At 32.9% G+C, this 20,576-nt stretch carries 23 protein-coding genes and 1 riboswitch; of the genes, 6 read left to right on the top strand and 17 right to left on the bottom strand.

All coding sequences use genetic code 11. The features are described from left to right. Positions 1 to 25: 25 nt before the first annotated feature. The gene (locus FGM02_RS14950) at positions 26 to 1,000 is read right to left on the bottom strand and encodes an alpha/beta fold hydrolase (RefSeq protein WP_139959304.1); all 975 of its coding nucleotides are present in this window, start codon (positions 998 to 1,000) and stop codon (positions 26 to 28) included. Positions 1,001 to 1,102: 102 nt separating this feature from the next. Next, positions 1,103 to 1,216, bottom strand: a riboswitch (SAM riboswitch). Positions 1,217 to 1,358: 142 nt separating this feature from the next. Further along, positions 1,359 to 2,633, bottom strand: a complete 1,275-nt coding sequence (locus FGM02_RS14945; RefSeq protein ID WP_139959303.1) for an O-acetylhomoserine aminocarboxypropyltransferase/cysteine synthase family protein — start codon at positions 2,631 to 2,633, stop codon at positions 1,359 to 1,361. 376 nt (positions 2,634 to 3,009) lie between these two features. On the opposite strand from FGM02_RS14945, the gene metK reads away from it, so the two are divergent. The 5 genes from metK to FGM02_RS14920 all read left to right on the top strand — a co-directional run bounded on the left by metK (position 3,010) and on the right by FGM02_RS14920 (position 6,421). Further along, positions 3,010 to 4,266, top strand: a complete 1,257-nt coding sequence (gene metK / locus FGM02_RS14940) for a methionine adenosyltransferase (RefSeq protein ID WP_139959302.1) — start codon at positions 3,010 to 3,012, stop codon at positions 4,264 to 4,266. Between the two features lie 91 nt (positions 4,267 to 4,357). Continuing rightward, positions 4,358 to 4,963 (top strand): uridine kinase, encoded by a 606-nt coding sequence (gene udk, locus FGM02_RS14935; protein WP_139959301.1) that lies wholly within the window; start codon positions 4,358 to 4,360, stop codon positions 4,961 to 4,963. Next, a complete protein-coding gene (locus FGM02_RS14930; protein WP_139959300.1) occupies positions 4,960 to 5,277 on the top strand; it encodes an FtsB family cell division protein in 318 nt (105 codons plus the stop codon). Before udk ends, FGM02_RS14930 begins: the two co-directional genes overlap by 4 nt. Positions 5,278 to 5,414: 137 nt before the next feature. Beyond that, entirely contained in the window at positions 5,415 to 5,738 is a 324-nt protein-coding gene (locus tag FGM02_RS14925) for a hypothetical protein (RefSeq protein ID WP_139959299.1), read from the top strand. A gap of 68 nt (positions 5,739 to 5,806) precedes the next feature. Beyond that, entirely contained in the window at positions 5,807 to 6,421 is a 615-nt protein-coding gene (locus FGM02_RS14920) for a fumarylacetoacetate hydrolase family protein (RefSeq protein ID WP_139959298.1), read from the top strand. 40 nt (positions 6,422 to 6,461) lie between these two features. Here FGM02_RS14920 and FGM02_RS14915 read toward each other — a convergent pair whose 3' ends face one another. From FGM02_RS14915 to FGM02_RS14850, 14 genes are all read right to left on the bottom strand, one after another. Then, positions 6,462 to 7,427, bottom strand: coding sequence for a glycosyltransferase (locus FGM02_RS14915; RefSeq protein WP_208021525.1), 966 nt, complete (start codon positions 7,425 to 7,427; stop codon positions 6,462 to 6,464). 122 nt (positions 7,428 to 7,549) lie between these two features. Continuing rightward, positions 7,550 to 8,365 carry an enoyl-ACP reductase FabI gene (locus tag FGM02_RS14910; RefSeq protein WP_139959297.1) on the bottom strand — a complete coding sequence of 272 codons (816 nt, stop codon included), beginning with the start codon at positions 8,363 to 8,365 and terminating at the stop codon, positions 7,550 to 7,552. Between the two features lie 145 nt (positions 8,366 to 8,510). Continuing rightward, the gene (gene recN / locus FGM02_RS14905) at positions 8,511 to 10,166 is read right to left on the bottom strand and encodes a DNA repair protein RecN (RefSeq protein ID WP_139959296.1); all 1,656 of its coding nucleotides are present in this window, start codon (positions 10,164 to 10,166) and stop codon (positions 8,511 to 8,513) included. A gap of 54 nt (positions 10,167 to 10,220) precedes the next feature. Beyond that, positions 10,221 to 11,111, bottom strand: a complete 891-nt coding sequence (gene porD, locus FGM02_RS14900; RefSeq protein ID WP_139959295.1) for a type IX secretion system protein PorD — start codon at positions 11,109 to 11,111, stop codon at positions 10,221 to 10,223. After that, the gene (gene coaBC, locus FGM02_RS14895) at positions 11,104 to 12,315 is read right to left on the bottom strand and encodes a bifunctional phosphopantothenoylcysteine decarboxylase/phosphopantothenate--cysteine ligase CoaBC (RefSeq protein WP_139959294.1); all 1,212 of its coding nucleotides are present in this window, start codon (positions 12,313 to 12,315) and stop codon (positions 11,104 to 11,106) included. The genes porD and coaBC overlap by 8 nt, the downstream gene beginning before the upstream one ends. Before the next feature lie 12 nt (positions 12,316 to 12,327). After that, positions 12,328 to 12,648 (bottom strand): DNA-directed RNA polymerase subunit omega, encoded by a 321-nt coding sequence (locus FGM02_RS14890; RefSeq protein WP_139959293.1) that lies wholly within the window; start codon positions 12,646 to 12,648, stop codon positions 12,328 to 12,330. Positions 12,649 to 12,661: 13 nt separating this feature from the next. Next, entirely contained in the window at positions 12,662 to 13,453 is a 792-nt protein-coding gene (locus tag FGM02_RS14885) for an outer membrane protein assembly factor BamD (protein WP_243739419.1), read from the bottom strand. 135 nt (positions 13,454 to 13,588) lie between these two features. Then, positions 13,589 to 14,473, bottom strand: coding sequence for a 4-hydroxy-tetrahydrodipicolinate synthase (gene dapA, locus FGM02_RS14880; RefSeq protein WP_139959291.1), 885 nt, complete (start codon positions 14,471 to 14,473; stop codon positions 13,589 to 13,591). After that, positions 14,473 to 14,997: a DUF6913 domain-containing protein gene (locus tag FGM02_RS14875; protein ID WP_139959290.1), complete on the bottom strand. Its 525-nt coding sequence runs from the start codon at positions 14,995 to 14,997 to the stop codon at positions 14,473 to 14,475. The genes dapA and FGM02_RS14875 overlap by 1 nt, the downstream gene beginning before the upstream one ends. 24 nt (positions 14,998 to 15,021) lie before the next feature. Next, entirely contained in the window at positions 15,022 to 15,297 is a 276-nt protein-coding gene (locus tag FGM02_RS14870) for an ATP-dependent Clp protease adaptor ClpS (RefSeq protein WP_139959289.1), read from the bottom strand. A gap of 39 nt (positions 15,298 to 15,336) precedes the next feature. After that, positions 15,337 to 16,176: a 50S ribosomal protein L11 methyltransferase gene (prmA, locus tag FGM02_RS14865; protein ID WP_139959288.1), complete on the bottom strand. Its 840-nt coding sequence runs from the start codon at positions 16,174 to 16,176 to the stop codon at positions 15,337 to 15,339. Between the two features lie 129 nt (positions 16,177 to 16,305). Beyond that, on the bottom strand, positions 16,306 to 17,067 hold the full coding sequence (tpiA, locus tag FGM02_RS14860) for a triose-phosphate isomerase (protein ID WP_139959287.1): 762 nt from the start codon (positions 17,065 to 17,067) through the stop codon (positions 16,306 to 16,308). Positions 17,068 to 17,077: 10 nt separating this feature from the next. Beyond that, positions 17,078 to 17,584: a TlpA family protein disulfide reductase gene (locus tag FGM02_RS14855; RefSeq protein WP_243739418.1), complete on the bottom strand. Its 507-nt coding sequence runs from the start codon at positions 17,582 to 17,584 to the stop codon at positions 17,078 to 17,080. Positions 17,585 to 17,741: 157 nt separating this feature from the next. Then, on the bottom strand, positions 17,742 to 18,818 hold the full coding sequence (locus FGM02_RS14850; protein ID WP_139959417.1) for an ABC transporter permease: 1,077 nt from the start codon (positions 18,816 to 18,818) through the stop codon (positions 17,742 to 17,744). 207 nt (positions 18,819 to 19,025) lie between these two features. Between FGM02_RS14850 and pyrF the strand changes: the two genes are divergently transcribed. Further along, positions 19,026 to 19,847: an orotidine-5'-phosphate decarboxylase gene (pyrF, locus tag FGM02_RS14845; protein WP_139959286.1), complete on the top strand. Its 822-nt coding sequence runs from the start codon at positions 19,026 to 19,028 to the stop codon at positions 19,845 to 19,847. Positions 19,848 to 20,080: 233 nt separating this feature from the next. Here the strand turns inward: pyrF and FGM02_RS14840 are convergent, their stop codons facing one another. Next, positions 20,081 to 20,455 carry a cupredoxin domain-containing protein gene (locus FGM02_RS14840; RefSeq protein WP_139959285.1) on the bottom strand — a complete coding sequence of 125 codons (375 nt, stop codon included), beginning with the start codon at positions 20,453 to 20,455 and terminating at the stop codon, positions 20,081 to 20,083. Positions 20,456 to 20,576: the final 121 nt, after the last annotated feature.

Here is a 20,576-nt window from a genome sequence, read left to right as displayed (position 1 = left end):
TGTTATTTGTATCAATAACTATTAATTAAAATATATCTTTTAACAATTCTTTCAATTGCGCGTCTTCCACTAAAAACCCATCGTGACCGTGAATTGATTTTAACTCTCTATAGGTGTTTTTGATGCCTATTTCGTTCAATGCTTCATGGGTTTCCATATTTTCTTCGGCTACAAAGAAAAAATCTGAATCTATTCCTATTTGAATAATATTGGCTTTGATCAATTTAGCAACCTCCTTAAAAGCACCTCGTTCTCTAGTAATATCTAAGGTAGACAATAAATGATTGACCAGTTTATAGGACTGTAAGTGAAATCTATTTTCTAACTGAAAACCATGGTGCAACAACCAACTTTCAACATTTGGAATTCCCAAATTTTCATTGACAGTTCTATTGAATTTTTCTTTGAAGGAACCTGCTGTTCTGTAAAACAACATGGCCATCATACGAGCATCATGTACCGGTTTTTTAGAATTCAATAAAATTTGCTCTTGAACTTTGTTGTGGGCTAAAATCCAATCCGAAGCTTTCCAATCGGAACCTATAGCAATTAAATTTGTTGCTAAGTCGGGAAATAAAACGGCTAATTCCCAAGAAACACCACCTCCCAAAGAACCACCAATAACGGTATGCAATTTTTCAACTTTTAAATCTAACAATGCCAATCCAAATAATTTGGCCACATCGCGAAGTGTAAAATCTTTATAACTTTCAATTAAATTTCCGGGCTTTTGGTCGTAACCATTTCCTGGAATATTAAAGGCAAGGATGGTGTATGTATTTGTATCAATAAGATTTCCTGGAGAAACAATTCCTTTCCACCAACCGGTATGCGGACTTGCAACATCTGAATTTCCTGTAAGCGCATGATTCACCAATACAATAGGAGCTGTATGTAGTTCCTGACCAAACAACTCATAAGAGAGTTCTATTTCGTCATAAACCACCCCCGTTTCCGTGGTGAAATTTTCTATAGAATGATATTTTAAACTACTATTCAATGGATACTTTATTTATTTATACAATAATTCATCACCTTTAAACAAGATGGCATTAAATAACTGTTATAAAAAAATTAAGAGTGATGACTTTTTCAAAGTCTTTGGTTATCTATCCTAACTATAAAATAGCTAAGGTAGAATTTAGCACCTTCTTTAAAAGTTAAAGGGTTGCTAAGGCTTCAATGGGTCTAATCCCTCTGCCTTTCTTGATAACGGTTACAATAAATGTATGAACTTGGCTACAAAAGTAGGAATTATTTAGATACGACCAACATTAAATCTTGGTAAAAATAAAAAATAGAAAAGCCAGTGTTTTCTAAAAAACTACACTGGCCTTTTTATTCATAAAATTTAGATTTTACAATGCTTTGAAAGCATTTTCTATATCTGCTTTTAAATCTTCAATATCTTCTAAACCAACAGAAAGACGAATTAAATCTTGACTTACACCTGCTCCAGCTTGCTGCTCAACAGTTAATTGCTGATGTGTAGTACTTGCTGGATGTATAATTAATGATTTTGTGTCACCAATATTTGCTAATAAAGAAAATAATTTAGTCGCATCTGTAAATTTCTTAGCCGCATCAAAACCACCTTTTATTCCAAAAGTAACCAAACCACTTTGTCCTTTGGCTAAATACTTTTTAGACAATTCGTGGTACTTACTACTTTCCAATCCTGGATAATTTACCCAAGCAACTTCCTCTTTTCCTTCTAACCATTTTGCCAACTCTAATGCATTTGCACTGTGTTGCTTAATTCTAACAGGAAGTGTTTCTAAACCTTGAATAATTTGAAATGCATTAAACGGACTCAATGCCGCTCCAAAATCACGCAACCCTTCTAAAATTAATTTAAAAGTAAAGGCAGCAGCCCCTAAAGCTTCGCTATAAACCAAACCATGGTAACCTGCACTTGGTTCCGTAAATTCAGGGAATTTTCCATTAGTCCAATCAAAAGTACCGGCATCAATAATAGCACCACCTAAAGAAGTTCCGTTACCACCAATATATTTTGTTAACGAATGGATTACCAAGTTTGCTCCATGTTTGATTGGATTTAATAAAGCTGGAGTTGCCACGGTATTATCTACAATAAAAGGAACACCTGCTTCTTTAGAATGCGCAGCAATCGCTTCTAAATCTAATACATCTAATTTTGGATTTCCCAAAGATTCTACAAAAAAGGCACGGGTATTATCTTGCACAGCCGCTTTAAATTCTTCAGGGTTTGAAGCATCTACAAAAGTTGTAGTAATTCCCAATCTTGGCAAGGTTACATTTAACAAAGTATAAGTTCCACCGTACAAACTACTAGAAGCCACAATATGATCTCCTGCTTTTAACAATGTCATTAAACTTGTAGCAATAGCTCCTGTTCCGGATGAAAATACAACAGCTCCAATTCCTCCTTCAATTGCCGCTAAACGCTCCTGTAAAATTTGATTTGTTGGATTGTTCAAACGCGTATAAATAAATCCTAATTCTTTTAAACCAAATAAATTGGCAGCATGGTCGGTATCATTAAATACATAAGACGATGTTTGGTAAATAGGTACAGCTCTTGTTCCTTGTGTATTTGACACTTCATGTCCCGCATGTAAAGCTTGCGTTGCTAATTTTTGATCACTCATGATTTCTATATTTATTTTGTTGATTTAAAGCATAAAAAAACCTCTATACTAAATTTACAGAGGCTCGCCTATATTCGTTGAATATTTTACAAAAGCATACCTCTACAGAATAATTCTGCACATAATATTTGAACACATTTGCATGTAAAATTTCATTTTTATTTTTTTTTGCTAAACAAATGTAGAAACATTTTTCAAATATGCAAATATTCATTTCTTTTTTATAGTTTTGTGCTCTGATAACAAAGAGGAAAGATTTGACTGATTGCCACCTCGTTAAAAAAGAGCTAAAGCAGGATTTTCAATCTACCTTCTTTAGTCTTCGTGGTAATTTTTTAATTTGTTTCCGACAAACGCATAAAATTAAAAAAGAATTATGGCTTATTTATTTACATCCGAATCCGTTTCGGAAGGACACCCAGATAAAGTAGCAGATCAAATATCTGATGCATTAATAGATAATTTCATGGCATTTGACCCAGAATCAAAAGTTGCTTGTGAAACTATGGTAACTACAGGACAAGTATTTTTAGCTGGAGAGGTTAAATCTACGACCTATTTAGATGTTCAAAAAATTGCCAGAGAAACAATTAATAAAATTGGTTATACCAAAGGAGCTTATCAATTTGATGGGAATTCTTGTGGTGTATTGTCTGCAATCCACGAACAATCTGATGACATTAGCCGTGGTGTAGATAGAGCTACCAAAGAAGAACAAGGAGCTGGCGACCAAGGAATGATGTTTGGTTATGCAACCAACGAAACTGATAACTACATGCCATTGGCTTTAGAATTATCACATCGTTTGTTAATTGAATTGGCTGCATTAAGAAGAGAAGAAAAAGAAATTCCATACTTACGCCCAGATGCAAAAAGTCAGGTTACGATTCAATATTCTGATGACAACAAACCAGAAAGAATTGAAGCCATTGTAATTTCTACTCAACATGATGATTTTGATGCTGATGATGAAAAGATGTTGGCAAAAATAAAATCGGATATTATTTCAATTTTGATTCCAAGAGTTTTGGCTAAATTGACTCCAGAAATCCAAGCTTTATTTGGAGATGATATCAAATACCATATCAACCCAACAGGAAAATTCGTAATTGGTGGACCTCATGGAGACACAGGATTAACAGGTCGTAAAATTATTGTGGATACTTACGGAGGTAAAGGTGCTCATGGTGGTGGTGCTTTTAGTGGAAAAGATCCTAGTAAAGTAGATCGATCTGCTGCCTATGCAACAAGACATATCGCTAAAAACTTAGTCGCTGCAGGTGTTGCTGATGAAATATTAGTTCAGGTTTCTTATGCAATTGGCGTTGTTGAGCCTATGGGAATTTTTGTAGAAACTTACGGAACTTCAAAAGTTAATTTATCAGATGGTGAAATTGCTAAGAAAATCACTGCACTTTTTGATATGCGTCCAATTGCTATTGAAGACAGATTAAAATTAAGAAATCCTATTTATTTGGAAACTGCTGCCTATGGACATATGGGTAGAACTCCAGAAATTAAAACGGTTCGTTACACGTCTCCAAGCGGTGAAGTTGTAGAAAAAGAAGTAGAAACCTTTACTTGGGAAAAACTAGATTATGTTGCCAAAGTAAAAGAAGCTTTTGCTTTATAAAAAATAACTTAAATTTTAATGAGCGTCCTAATATGTATGTATTAGGACGCTTTTTAGTTATTTTTGATGCCAAAACAAATACACATCACATATGTTAGTTATAGGAATTGCTGGCGGAACTGCCAGTGGAAAAACCAGCTTGGTTAACAAGCTAAAAGAAATATATGCAAAAGATATTTTGGAAGTTATTTCTCAAGATTCCTATTACCATAAAACTGACCATCTTTCAATGCAAGAGCGAATGGAACTCAATTTTGACCATCCAAACTCTTTAGATTTTGATTTACTTGTCAAACATATCGGACTTTTAAAAACTGGTATAACTATTGAACAACCAAGCTATTCATTTATAGCACATAATAGAACTGATCAATTTCAAAAAATTGTTCCAAAAAAAATTCTAATTATTGAGGGGATTTTAATTCTAAACGATAAAAGATTGGTAAATTTGATGGATTATAAAATATACATTGATGCCCCGAACGAGCATCGATTTCAACGAAGATTAAAAAGAGATATCAAAGAAAGAGGACGTACAGAAGAAGAAGTTACAAAACGCTATAAAAACACCTTGCAACCCATGCACGACTTGTTTGTAGCACCTACTAAAGACATTTCAGACCAGATAATTTTTAATGGTGATGCTACGAAAAATGCTTTTGAAGAATTGAAATTGAGTATAGAGAAACAATTATGACAGTTTTAAAAAAAATTATAAATCACCCCGTATTTAAATTTATAACCAATAGGTATGTCCTAATTTTTTTAACCTTTGCCGTATGGATGTTGTTTTTTGATGAAAATTCTTATTTAAATCATAGAGATTTTGATCGTGAAATTAATGATTTACAAAACTCTATTGAATTCTATAAAAAAGAAATAGAGCAAAACAAGCAAATGATTGAGACCCTAGAAGATCCTTTAAAGTTGGAAAAATTTGCAAGAGAAGTTTATCGTATGAAAAAAGAAAATGAAGACCTATTCATTATTGAATTTGATACTTTAAAATAAACCCACATCATTAGAATTTTCATTAATGTTAAAAGAGAGCTAGACGAAAGTAGCTAAAATTATTTTTATTATCTTAGCCAAGTTATTGACGACATTCCCTAAAATTGTCAATTTAGTCTTTTAACAAAATTGTCAGCATGGCGAAGAGCTCGAAAACAGAATTAATTGATAAATATCAAGCAATTGTTGATACGAATAAATCTAAAATAAAGAAAACAAAAAAGGCGATCCCTTATACGATTTCTGGTTTTATTTTAGTTTTTATCGCATTCATAAATTACTCCTCTCACGCCAATAATAACTTTTGGGGAGACACAACCTATGCTCTTAAAGCACTGGGTATAGCAATAATAACTTCTGCAATTATCTACATATTGATTGTCATTTATTTTGTTCGAAAATTTACTGCTGAAAACAAAATACTCAATAAAAAATTATACAAACTTATGAGCTTGGACTAGGCCGTAAAAGTATCCATACAAGCATCCGACATCACTTTTATTTATAACTTACTTAACAGAATTAAACAATGAAAATACTTGCCATTGGTAAAAACTACGTAAATGCAATTGAAGAAATTAGCGCTGTAAAAAAAGGAATTACCGTTATTTTTTCGAAACCTGAATCAAGTTTAGTGACAGACAACAAAGATGTTGTATATCCATCCTTCACAAACAACCTGGCTTATGAAATTGAATTGGTCTTAAAAATTGGTAAAACCGGTAAAAATATTTCAGAAAAAGACGCGCTAAATCACGTTTCAGAAATTGCCGTTGGAATTGATTATACAGCAAAAGATGTAATGGCTAAATGTCGTGAAAACAGCGGTCCTTGGGAATTGGCCAAAGGTTTTGACGGTGCGGCACCAATTTCTGGTTTTCAAGATTTTTCTAATTTTAGTGACCCAAGTGATATCAACTTTGATTTAAAAATTAACGGAGCACAAAAACAAGTAGGAAATACATCACATATGATTTATAATTTTAGTGAAATTATTTCTTATGTATCCACATATATGACTTTAGAACCTGGTGATTTAATCTTTACAGGAACACCAGCTACAGGCGCAGGTGCTATCTTAAAAGGAGACAGACTTCAATGTTCTATAGAAGGAAAATTACTTTTAGATTTTAAAATGGTATAAACCAAGCCTTCTTATGTATACAAAAGCCTTAAATGAAAATTTAGGGCTTTATTTTTGTCGAAAAATAACTTCTTAAAAAACCAGTTCCATAACCATAAAACTGAATAGCCGTGCTTAAAACACTTAAAACACCAACCTTTATACTTTTGTTTAAAATACTTGAATGCACAAAAACAAGGAAGAAATACAGATAGAATAATTCTATAAAAAAGAAAACTTCTGTAGCCATATATAAAGAAAGTGCGAACAGAAAACTGACATAAAAAACGCTAGGAAACCAATAGGTGATTTTAGCACTACCAGGGTATCTTTTATTTAGCAAGGGCCTTGCAGAACCAAATGATTTTGTTTGCTCATAAAACTGCTGAAATGTAGCTCTCCGTTTATGATATACAAAAGCTTTTTCCAATAACTGTGTTTCAAAACCAGCTTCCCAAAGTCGAAACGTTAAATCAATATCCTCTCCTATTTTTAAATCAGAAAAACCGGCTGTGTTTTCAAAAGCCTTTTTTGAAATTCCGAAGTTAAAACTTCTTGGTTGAAATTTCCCTACTCCTTTCTTTTTACCTCTAATTCCTCCTGTAGTAAAAAAAGATGTCATGGAATAATTGATAGCTTTTTGAATATCCGTAAAATTTTTATGTGCAGCATCGGGACCTCCAAAAGCATCGGTAAACTTTAATTTCAAAGCTTTGTCAACTTCTTGTAAATAGTTTTCTGGAAGAATACAATCCGAATCTAAAATGATAAAATAATTAGCGGAGGCTTTTTCCATTCCATAATTACGACTCTTCCCTGCTCCTTGATTTTCTGTAACAAAATACTTAATTGCTAAATCGTTTGTATATTTTTTGACCACCTTCGCTGATGTCTCTGTAGAACCATCTTCCACAAGGACAACTTCAAAAGGAATAGCCCCCTTTTGTTTGACGAGACTCTCCAAAAGCTCCTCCACTTCAAAAGGACGATTATAAACAGGAATAATAAAAGAATACAACAAATTCATGCATAGAAAATATGCTTCAAATATACTAAAGTTAATTGAGCTCTATTTCATGTAAAACTAAGGAAAGCGCAAAAAAAAATGCAAACCAGAAGGTTTGCATTTTTTATATTTTTGAATACTATTTATTCTTCGTCAATAAACTTAGACATCACTTTTGTACTTACACCCATATTAGAGAAACCTCCATCATGTAATAAGTTTTGTAAAGTAACTTTTCTCGTTAAATCAGAGAACATAGAAATTGTATAATCCGCACAATCAGCAGCAGTTGCATTTCCTAATGGAGACATTTCTTCTGCATAGTTGATAAAACCGTCAAATCCTTTTACCCCACTACCAGCAGTAGTTGGTGTAGGAGACTGAGAAATTGTATTAACACGTACTTTCATATCTCTTCCAAAGAAGTAACCAAAACTACGAGCAATCGACTCTAAATACGCTTTGTTATCAGCCATATCATTGTAATCTGGAAAAACTCTTTGTGCAGCCATATACGTCAATGCAACGATAGATCCCCATTCATTCATTGCTTTTTTATTGTATAACAAATTCATTACTCTGTGGAAAGAAAGTGCCGAAATATCAAATCCTTTATGTGTAAAGTCGTAGTTTGAGTCTGTATAGTGTTTCCCCTTTCTTACGTTTAATGACATTCCAATAGAGTGCAATACGAAATCTATTTTTCCTCCTAAAATTTCAACAGATTGATCTATTAAATTAGACAAATCGTCCATAGAAGTAGCATCAGCAGGAATTACTTGTGATCCCGTTTTTTCTGCTAATTCATTAATGGTTCCCATCCTCATTGCAATAGGTGCATTGGTCAAAACAAATGTTGCTCCTTCTTCATGAGCTTTTTCTGCTACTTTCCATGCAATAGAGTTTGAATCTAATGCTCCGAAGATAATCCCTCTTTTTCCTTTTAATAAATTGTACATATTTTTTTTTATTGAATGTTTATAGATTGATGAAACTACAACCTAATTTATTGTTGGCAAATATACTATTATAGTTTAATGTGTGAAAGTTTATAACTTTAAAGTCCTTGAAACTTCTATTTTCACCCAATTCCTATTGTATTTTTTAAGCTTTTAAAAGTTCTTTTGCATGCTCCAAAGCAGATGCTGTTAAGTCCTTACCACCTAGTATTTCTGCTACTTCTTTTATACGTTCTTCTGCTGATAATTGTTTTAAAAAGGTATTGGTTACACCTGCTACATCTTTTTTATAAACCTTGTAATGGTTGTTTCCTTTAGCGGCTATTTGAGGTAAATGTGTTATGGTAATTACTTGCATAAAATTCCCCATTTCCGCCATTACATCGGCAATTTTGTTAGAAACATCTCCAGAAACTCCCGTATCAATTTCATCAAATATAATGGTTGGTAATTTAGAATATTTTGAAAGAATTAATTTTACACCTAACATAATTCTAGAAAGTTCACCTCCTGATGCCACCTTTTTAAGTTCGTCATAATTGGTTCCTTTATTGGCTGCAAATAAAAAGTTCAACTGATCAAAACCATTGCTAAAATATTCTTTGGTTTGCTCTAATTGAATTTTAAAACTTGCATTGGACATCCCTAATTTAGACAATACTTCTTCTAATTGCTTTGTCAATACAGGAATGGCTTTTTTTCTACTAGCATGTAATTTTGAAGCTATTTTCGATAATTTTTCTTCAATTTTAAGAATGTCCTTTTTCTTTTCTTCTAAAATTTCAGTCGAATTTTCTACCTGTCCAATTTTTTCATCTAATCGATCTTTGACAGCGAGTAATTCCTCTATGGAACTGACCATATGTTTTTTCTGCAAGCTGTACAATAGCTGCAATCTATCATTAAATTCTTCAATTTCATTTGGATCAAAATCGACATTTTCATTGGCTTTTTCCAATTCGAAAACGACATCGTCCAATTCAATTTTCAAGCTTTCCACGCGTGTCAAATAATTTTCATATTCAGATGAAAAACTAGAAATTTTTTGAAGTGTATGTGATAGGGTATTCAATGAATCTTGAATACCTACTTGTTCATTGGTTGCCAAAGCAACACTTTCTGCTAAGGCTAACTTTATGACTTCAATATTATTTAATTTATCTAAATTTTCTTCCAACTCTTGTTGTTCGCCTTCCTTAAAATTGGCTTCCTCAAGCTCTGCAAATAAATGCGAGTTGTAAGCATATTCTTGTTTGGCCGCTTCTTGACTTTGCAATAAAACTTCCAATTCTTTTTGCAAACTTTTATACGTTTTCAAGGTTGCTTTAAACAAAAGTAAATCCGTTTCATTGTTAGCCAAGGCATCTACTATTTGAAACTGGTATTTATTTTCAGAAAGCTGCGCTGTTTTATGTTGTGAATGCACGTCAATTAATTGCGACTTCAACACATTTAATACGGATAAGGTAACAGGTGTATCATTGACAAAGGCGCGGGATTTTCCACTTGGCAAAATTTCTCTACGCAAAATTGTTTCTTCTTCGTAATCAATATCTTCTTGTTCAAAAAAATCTTTTAACCCATATTCTTTTATAGAAAACGTAGCTTCAATAATACATTTTTTATCGCTGTCTTTTAAGCTATTCAAGTCGGCACGGTTTCCCATAACCAAACCTAAGGCACCTAAAAGAATCGATTTTCCGGCACCAGTTTCACCAGTAATAATAGAAAGTCCGTCAGAAAAATCTGTTTGCAAAGCTTTTATTAAAGCGTAATTTGAAATGGAAAGGGCTGTTAACAAGGGTATTTATTTAGAAAATGAGACTTAAGAATACAACTCAATAGAAGTTCGAAATTACTTAATTTTTTGCCATTTAGAGGCATTCATAGAAGATATTCTCCTCAGTGCATTTTTCAATTTAGAAGTATCTACAGTTTTACCATCTTTAAATACTTCTACAAGCTCATCTGCTTTCGCATCAAAGAAAGTTCGAATCAACATGGAGTTTCTATTTTTAGAAAATAATTCTTCCAAGCGCAAAACTGCCGCAGCAATTTTTTCTTTTCCTTCTACTTGTTTTGTAGCAAGAATATCAAAGCCTTTGACATGGTATTGATACATGGCTTCTCTATATTCTTGATGTGCGTTTGACATTAATTGATCAATCAAAGAATATCTATTGATTTGATTTCTTTTTAGCTCCCAACCTTCCATACCACCTTGTTGCGCCAAATTGGCCACATCAATAGCTTGTTTTAAAAATTCGTCGCCGCCTTTTAAAGCAAATGTATCTGCATCTACTCCTAAAATAGTATAGACATAAAATGCCACCAAAGAAATTAAATTAGACTCGAACACCGTTGCGTTAAAAACTAGGGGTTCAAATTCCGTATATTCAAAACTTACTGTTTTGTCCATATAATTAAAAATGGGACTTTGATAAGAAGTTCCAAAGACTGGTCGCACTGCATTTACTTGTAATGTACCAGAATAATTATTGCCTGATTGTTCAGTAATCACAAAAGTCATGGCACAGTCTACACGCTCATTTAGCTTGTACACTTTATTCGTCCATTGCGTTTTGTTGATAAAATCCGTTAAGGAAGTTTTTAAAGTTTCAAAAACTTGTTTGTTTGTTTGTGCAATTTGATTTGCGTTGATTTCAACAGTACAATTCAACTCCTGACTGTTTATTGCGGTCAGCGAAAAGAAACTACAAAGAAATAATAAAACTATTTTAGGCATCTAGTCTGGATAAAATTTCTGTAAAGATATCAATTGCAACCCGATCTTTCGATTTTAACGGAAATTCTGAGATATTATTTTTTGTATCTATAATAGAAATTTTGTTGGTATCACCAGCAAATCCCGCTCCTTTGTCTTGTAAAGAATTTAAAACAATTAGATCTAAATTTTTACGTACTAATTTTCCTTTTGCATTTTCCACTTCATTATTGGTTTCCAATGCAAAACCAACTAAAAACTGCTGCTTTTTCAATGCTCCCATAGAGGCAAGAATATCTTTTGTTGGTTTTAAGACAATTTCCATAGCACTGCCTTTTTTCTTTATTTTCTGATCGGCAACTTCTGTAGGTGTATAATCTGCTACAGCAGCTGAGGCAATGGCAATATGAGCATCACTATAAAACTTATGTACTTCTGTATACATTTCAGCAGCACTTTTCACATTGATTCTTTGCACCAAAGAATGCGAAATTTGTTGTGCAGAAGGACCTGAAATTAAAATAACTTCAGCACCTAGATTAGCAGCATTCTTTGCCAATTCAAAGCCCATTTTTCCTGAAGAATGATTTCCTATAAATCGCACAGGATCAATAGCTTCATAAGTTGGACCTGCCGTAATCAATACTTTTTTTCCTTTTAAGGGAAGCTTCCCTAGCACATCCTTTTCTATAAAGGAAAAGATATCCTCTGGTTCAGCCATTCTACCTTCACCTACCAAACCACTAGCCAATTCTCCGCTAGCTGCAGGAATTAAAATATTTCCAAAACTCTCAAGTGTAGAAATACTGACTTCTGTTGATGGATGTTTGTACATGTCTAAATCCATAGCCGGTGCAAAATATACAGGACATTTTGCAGACAGGTAGGTCGCTAATAATAAATTATCAACGGTACCATTAGACATTTTAGAAAGGGTATTTGCAGTTGCTGGAGCAATGAGCATAAGGTCTGCCCAAAGTCCTAAATCTACATGATTATTCCAAACTTCGTTTTCATCTTCTTTGCTGTAAAAAGTTGAATGAACGGGATTTTTAGAAAGTGTAGAAAGTGTAAGTGGCGTTACAAAATCCTTAGAAGCAGGTGTCATGACCACTTGGATCTCGGCACCTGCTTTTATGAATAATCTAACTAAATGAGCTGTTTTGTAGGCAGCAATTCCTGCGGTTACACCTAAAAGAATTTTCTTTCCTTGTAAAACACTCATTTGCGCTATTTCTTATTGTTCGTCAGAATTTCTATGGTAAACTTTACCATTCAACCACTCTTCTACTGCTAAAGCATGTGCTTTAGGTAATTTTTCGTAGAATTTAGAAACTTCAATTTGTTCTTTATTTTCAAAAACCTCATCAAGGTTATCACTATAAGTCGCAAATTCCTCTAATTTTTCTATCAATTCTTTTTTCAAATCGCCATTGATTTGATCCGCTCTTTTAGCGATGATAGAAATTGCTTCATAGATATTTCCTGTTGCAGCTTCTACTTTAGACTTATCATAAGTTACCGTAGTGTCTGGTGCATTTGTGTTTTTATAATCCATCTTGACTTATTTATTAACTATTTACTTTTTTTTCTTGCTGAAGCGTCTCCAATAATTTATCTGACTCTTTTAAAAATTCAGAATTTGGATAGTTTCTTTTTAATTTATCGTAGGCTTTAATTGCTGCTTCAATACGTGGGAGTTTTTTTCTTTCCGTACTTCGCATCCCTAATTCGTAAGAAGCTTTTAATTTGTAAAACAAGGCTTCTTCTCTAAAACTAGTTCCTAAAAACTCTGATGTCATATTATCAAAAGAAACGATTGCTGAATTATAATAGCCGATTTCATAATATTGTTTCGCTATTTCAAAAGATTTCTTTTCTAATTTGTATTGCAAACCTTTCACCATTTCGTTTGCTTCTGACAAACGTTTAGAATCTGGATAGGCATTTATGTATTTTTGAAAAGACGCCAAGGCCTTTTTTGTATCTGCTTGGTCTAAACTATATTTAGGAGAAGCTAAATAATAACTTTTTGCGGCTGTAAATTCTGCTTCTTCTTTTTTAGAACTTTTTGGATAATTGGTTGAAAATCGTTCAAAATAATACGCTGCGTTAAAAAAATCTTTGGTATTAAAATACGATTGTGCTACCATAAATTGAATACGCTCCATTTGAGGCTTTCCTTTATAAGCAGGTGTAATCATCTCAAAAAGACGCAAGGCTTTGCTAAACTTCTTTGCTTCATACAAATCCGTAGCCATCTTATATTTCTCAGTAGTTGTCCCTTTATTTAAAACTTTATTGTAGTTACTACAAGACATTAGTATTGTGGCAACAAACAGTAATATTGTAAGGTTTCTCATTTTAAGCATTTTGCAAAATTAGGCATTATTTATGGATTAAGAAAGTGATTTTTTCAATAGAAAAATCAAAGTCAAAAATAACCCCTTATTATTTGTACGATGTGGGTTTGCTACTAAATATTTGTTAATTCTTATTTAAGAGAAATTCGCAATAAAATTCTTCATTTTATTTTGCAATTCTTGGGTAGCAGTTACCAAAGGCAAACGAACATTGCTTTCATTTTTATACACTTCCAATGCCGACAATAAAGCTTTGATTCCTACAGGATTTCCTTCTGCAAAAATAAGTCCAATGACCTCCAGTAATTTGTATTGCAATTCAAAAGCTTCTTTATTTTTCCCTTGCAAACCTAAACGAATAAGTTCAGAAAATTCTTTTGGATACGCCTGACCAATTACAGAAATAACTCCGGCACCACCGGCCAATACCATTGGCAAAGCAATTTCATCATCTCCAGAAAGCACTAAAAAGTTTTTGGGTACTGATTGAATTATTTTCATGGCTTGGATCATATCTCCAGCAGCTTCTTTTACACCAATAATATTTTTTGAAGCATTTGCCAAACGAACCACTGTTTCGGGCAACATATTTGCTCCAGTTCTACTAGGAACATTGTAAATGATTACAGGCACAGGACTCGCCTTTGCTACTTCAACAAAATGTTGAAAAATCCCTTCTTGTGAAGGTCTGTTATAGTATGGAGATACCGATAAGATTGCATCAAAATTAGACAGGTCTAAAGTTTGAAGTTGGTTCACAATATTTGCTGTATTATTTCCACCAACACCCAGAACTAAAGGCAATCTACCATTGTTAACTTCTATTACTTTTTGTTTTACAAGCGCAACTTCTTCTGCCGTTAATGTAGCAGTTTCTGCTGTAGTTCCTAAAACTACAATATACTCTACGCCATTATCTATTTGAAAATTAACCAATTGCTCTAAAGCAAAATAATCAACCGTATTGTCTGTATTAAATGGTGTTACTAAGGCTGTACCAGTTCCAAAAAATGCTTGCATTATAATTTCTTTAATATCTTTAAATACTTTACCGCTTCTATGTTCAATACATTCATATTTCTATCTTTGTCAGAAACAGATAAATCATACAATCTGTTGTCTTCAGAGGAAAAACCTATTTTAAACTTAGATTGGGAACGCAAAGTTATTACTTTCAAATACAAGTTTTCTTCAATTCCATAGTTTATCAACAAATCGTATTCATTTTTAACAAATTCATTCAGTCTGTTTAATTTTAAACTTCCAGACCAACCGAAATCTTTTTCAGTAAATTCATTTTCCGAATATTCTTGTTTTTTTTGAAATTTTCGATATATCAAAAGCTCGATATTCTCACTTGAAACTCCGAAGTTTTTTTGCACATCATGAATGACCCTGTTTTGAAAAAACTGTGCCTCATCCACCAATATACCAATCGTTTTTATTTTTTTTGAAGTATGCTTGCGCACCAACAAATCTTGTCGCGCTATTTCATTCTTGAAAAATTTGAGAATACTGTTTCTCTTAAATTGAAAAAAGGACATAAAAACGAAAAAGATTATTTGCTATTATACTAATTCGGCAGAAAGCCCTAACTGTTGTAATTTTGAACATTTGGGTTTTAACTCCTCATATTCACCGCTTTTTACAGCACATTTTCCTTTATAATGCACTAAGATGGTACACTGCTCAGCTTGCTCTAAAGTATGATCACAAACATCTATCAAAGAATCTATTACAAAATCAAAAGTATTTACATCATCGTTATGTAAAATAATTTCATGCTGTGGAGTTTCCATTTCCAATACATCAACGTCTTCCTGAATTTTTTCTTTAGTACTCATTGTAAATTAATTAGATGACTATTATTACTGACCTGCAATTTAAGAATTTTTAACGTACTTTAATGATACCCAGTCGTTTCGTTGCAATGTTTTTTCCAATTGCATATCCAATGCCTTTGCTTTTTCATCTAACAAAGGAATATCAGCCGCATAAAACCCACTTAATAACAACACACCACCCGGATTTAAACAAGCTCCGTAAGCAGTAATATCTTGCAATAAAATATTTCGATTGATATTGGCAATAATTACATCGTAGTTTTTACCTTCTAACAAACTCACTTCTCCTTCATAAGGTGTTATGTGTTTGCTGTTATTTCTTTCAATATTTTCTACGGTGTTTACATAACACCAATTATCAATATCAATAGCATCAATAGGTTGTGCACCTTTCATTTCAGCAAAAATTGCTAAAATTCCAGTTCCACACCCCATATCTAAAGTTTTTTTATTTTTTAAATCCAATTCCAACAAATGTTGCACCATCATATGGGTTGTTTCATGATGCCCCGTTCCAAAACTCATTTTTGGTTCTATTACAATGTCGTATTTTAAATTTGGATTTTCATGAAAAGGTGCTCTGATTGAGACCAATTCATCTACCTGAATAGGATTAAAGTTTTTTTCCCATTCACTATTCCAGTTTACCTGTTCAATTTCTTCAAAGGTATAACTAATAGCAAACTCATCAGATGTCAACACATAAATATCGTTTAGAATATCCGCTCTCCATTCTTCTTTTTGAATATATGCCGTAACACCTTCTTCATTTTCAACAAAACTTTCAAAACCGGCATAGCCTAGCTCTGCAATTAGAATTTCTGTTGCAGGTTCTTTTGGAGAAACTTTAAAACTATAGCCTAAATAAATAGCATCCATAAAAAATATTTTTGAGCTGCAAAGATAGTACAAGCGTTTTATTGTTGAACTGTAAAATTGTGTAATTGCAAAAAAAAAGCACTGTTGTAAATTTACAACAGTGCTTTTTAAAATATAGTTTATTCTTTCTTATTGAATCGCTTCAATAATTGCAATAAAATCAGCAGCTTGCAATGCAGCACCACCAATTAAACCACCATCAACATCTTCTTTAGAAAAAATTTCTTTTGCATTTCCTGGCTTACAAGAACCTCCATAAAGGATAGAAACCTCTTCAGCTACAGTAGCGTCATATTTATCTGCAACTATTTTTCTAATAAATGCATGCATTTCTTGTGCTTGATCAGCTGAAGCAGTTTCACCTGTTCCAATTGCCCATACTGGCTCATAAGCCAATACTATATTTTTCCAAGCAGCAGCTTCTAAATGAAAGATTGCATTTGAGATTTGTGACTCAACTACTGAAAAGTGATTTCCAGATTTACGATCTTCTAAAACTTCTCCAAAACAGAAAATTACTTCCAATCCATTTGCCAAAGCAGCATTTACTTTTTCAGCTAATAAAGCATCGCTTTCACCAAAATATTCTCTTCTTTCTGAATGTCCTAAAATCACAGATTTTAAACCAATTGACGTCAACATTTCTGCAGAAATCTCACCTGTATAAGCTCCACTAGCAGCTTGGTGCATATTTTGAGCAGCTACTTCAACAACCGATCCTTCAACAGCAGCACTTACAGCAGTTAAGTTTACAAATGTTGGAGCTACAATGACTCTTGTATTATTTAACGTTTTTCCGCTTAATCCTTCTACCAAACCATTTGCCAAAGCTTTTGAAGCTGCCAAATCGTTGTTCATTTTCCAGTTACCTGCTACTATTTTACTTCTCATTATATATAATTTAATTAGTTTTTATTGCTTTTTTTAATTTACTACTTGAAGATGATTTTGCTTTCCACAACTTAATTTTACCTGTGGAGTCCACCATAATAAACCGAGGAATCCAATCTAAATCTATAGAGCTATTAAAAGGCCCGTTCCACCCTGACGGAATAAAATAATGTTCTCCGACAATACCGTGTTTTTTTATTCCTTGTTTCCAAGCATTTTTACTTTTATCAACCGACAAAAACAAATACACCATTTCGGGATTCTCTTTTTGAATTTCTTTTAATTTTGGCATGCTCTGTAAACAGTCCCCACACCAAGATGCCCAAATATCTATTAAAACCGTTTTTCCTTTGAATTGTTGTATCAGCTCTCCAAAAGTTTGTGTACTTCCATCCAAGGCAACCATTTTATCTGCCAAACCTTCTTCTGAAAAAGTAGTTTTATCTTGAGCCGACAGGCAAGAGGTTAGGACAAAAAGGGTTAAAACGACAAGGTTTCTCATTATATTTAATTTCATAATCTTTCTAATTTATATGAAATTATTTAGACATGATTAATTTGACAAACTTACAGCTATTTCACAAGAAAAAAAACTTTGCCTATAGACGATTTGCGCAAACGTTTTCGAATAACAAATGGGTTAAAATGAAGTCTTTAATTCACTAATTATAGTATTAACTGAGGCGAACCTTAGGATCTAACCAAGAATAAATCATATCTACCAAAATATTAATGACAATAAAAAGACTTGCGATGATTAAAACAGCTCCCATAATTACCGGCTGATCTAAAGTATTTAACGCATCCACTATTTCTTTTCCTAAGCCATTCCAGTTAAAAATATACTCTACAAAAACGGCTCCTGCCAACATGGAAGCGAACCAACCTGAAATTGCGGTAACTACTGGATTTAAAGAATTTTTTAAAGCATGTTTTCGGATTACTTGAAAATTACTCAACCCTTTTGCTTTGGCAGTTCTTATATAATCCATATCCAAAACTTCCAACAGTGAATTTCGCATTAATTGTATGACTACTGCTAAAGGTCTTATTCCTAATACAATGGCAGGTAATACCAAGTTTTTCCATTCCAAATAAACCCCTTCACCAAAATCATCTACTTCGTACAAACTACCTGTCATATTTAAATTTGTGTATTCTGTCAACACAAATCCAAACAACCAAGCAAAAACAATAGCCGATAAAAAAGAAGGCACGCTCATTCCAATAGTACTGACAATGGCAACAAATCTATCGAAAAAGGTATCCTTGTAAAGTGCTGTCAATATGCCAAATAAAACACCTAAAATTAAGGCTATACCTATAGCAGACACTGCCAAAATTGCGGTATTTGGTAAGGTTTCTGAAATAATGCTACTCACCGATTTTCCGTTTTTTTGAAAAGACTGTCTCAGATATGGAGCTTTCAAAACAACATCCACAGTTCCTATAGATAGCTTTGCGCCTACGGCATATTTACCTGAGTCTAATTTGGTGTAATGTGCTGTTTTCTGACTATGAAAAGAAAGTGGTGATAAGTCGTTTATATAATACAAATACTGAATATGCATCGGTTTATCAAAACCATATTTTTGCCGAATAACCTGCAATTGTGATTCGTCTTGACGTTCATCTAGCATCATACTTGCTGGGTCACCTGGCAACACATTAAACAATAAAAACACTACTGTTACCACGCCAAACAAAGTGAGTATTCCGTATAGTATTTTATTGAAAATATTTTGAAGCATGTATTTTTTAGTATCGATGGCTGTCGCTAAAACAAAACGACTTGGGCAAATATAAACAATACCCATAGCTTTATTTGTTGTTCCCCTTCTTTTTTGAGCGGAGAATAAACTTTCAAAAGTAGTACCTACTATAAATTCAAAGATTAATTTTTGTGAGAGCTTCTAAAAGATTATTTTTGCGCAACTTTATTATTTTAAGGAAACAGCATGACAAGACAAGAACTTATAGCGCAAATCAAATTAAAAAAATCATTTTTATGTATTGGTTTGGATGTAGACATCAATAAAATTCCAAAACATTTGTTAGACACCGAGGATCCAATTTTCGAATTTAACAAACAAATTATTGATGCAACACATCACTTAGCTGTTGCCTACAAACCCAACACTGCTTTTTATGAGTGTTACGGATTGGAAGGATGGAAATCTTTAGAAAAAACAATTCAATACTTAAATGCAAAGCACCCTGAAATTTTTACCATTGCAGATGCAAAACGTGGAGATATTGGAAATACGTCTACCATGTATGCCAAAGCTTTTTTCGAAAATTTAAATTTTGACTCTGTAACAGTTGCTCCTTATATGGGAAGCGATTCTGTTGAACCTTTTTTAGCCTTTGAAGATAAATTTACAATTATGTTGGCCTTGACTTCTAACAAAGGTGGATTGGATTTTCAAGCGCAAGATTTGATCTCTGAAGAAAAATTATACCAAAATGTTTTAAAGCAATCCTTGACTTGGAAAAACAACGAACAGTTGATGTATGTAGTGGGTGCAACCAAAGCAGAATATTTTAAAGGTATTCGTGAAATTGTTCCGAATCACTTTTTATTAGTTCCAGGAGTGGGTGCACAAGGTGGGAATTTACAAAACGTTTGCCAGTTTGGTATGAATGAAGATATTGGACTTTTAATCAATTCATCAAGAGGAATTATTTACGCAAGTGCAGCGAAAGATTTTGCTACAGTCGCCACACAAAAAGCCTATGAATTACAACAAGAAATGGAAGTTATTCTAAATAAATATTAATTTTTCCTTAGATGTCAGGTCGAGCGGAGTCGAGACCTCATTTTTATTGATAATTTTCAATAAATACAAACCTCTCGACTCCGCTCGAGTAGACACGCCAACCTTTTTCTTAATTAATTATTTCACACTCTCCTTAAAGATTAATTATTTTATCATCTATTCGCAAAACCTCATAAAAAAACCCACTTGAAAGATTTTTCTATCAAGTGGGTTTTTAAAATTTTAGAAATTTCTTATTTTACAATAAGTGTATATTGTGGTGTTGGATTTAAAGGACAGAAATACGTGTATTCTCCTTTTTCTAAGCTCACAACTTTCGATTTTGATTTCGAATCTTTTTTTACTGTAGACGTCACATAGGCATTTTTAATATGATGAGCTTGATCTGTTTTTCCTTTAGGTGCCAAAACAAAACCAACCTCGTGATCAATTCCGTTATTTGCAATTTCAAAAACATAATCGCCAGGACTAAGCGTAATAGATTGTTGTGTAAATTCTCCTTTTGTTTGTTCTAAAGCTACTGTTTTTACAACATTTTTTTGTGCATTTGCTGCGAAAGAAGTTGCTACTAAAAAGATTCCTAAAATTAAATTTTTAACTGTTTTCATGTGTATCGTTTTTATATGATTACTATTCTGATACAAAGATGCGACGGTTTTGCACTTCAAAAAATGGACAAAGGTTCCTATGTATTGGACATGACATTTTTTATGTAAAACGAATAGCAAA

This window comes from Flavicella sediminum, assembly GCF_006381105.1.
Lineage (GTDB): Bacteria > Bacteroidota > Bacteroidia > Flavobacteriales > Flavobacteriaceae > Flavicella > Flavicella sediminum.
Note: the sequence above shows the minus strand (reverse complement) of the source record. Positions and strands in the feature narration are given on the sequence as shown.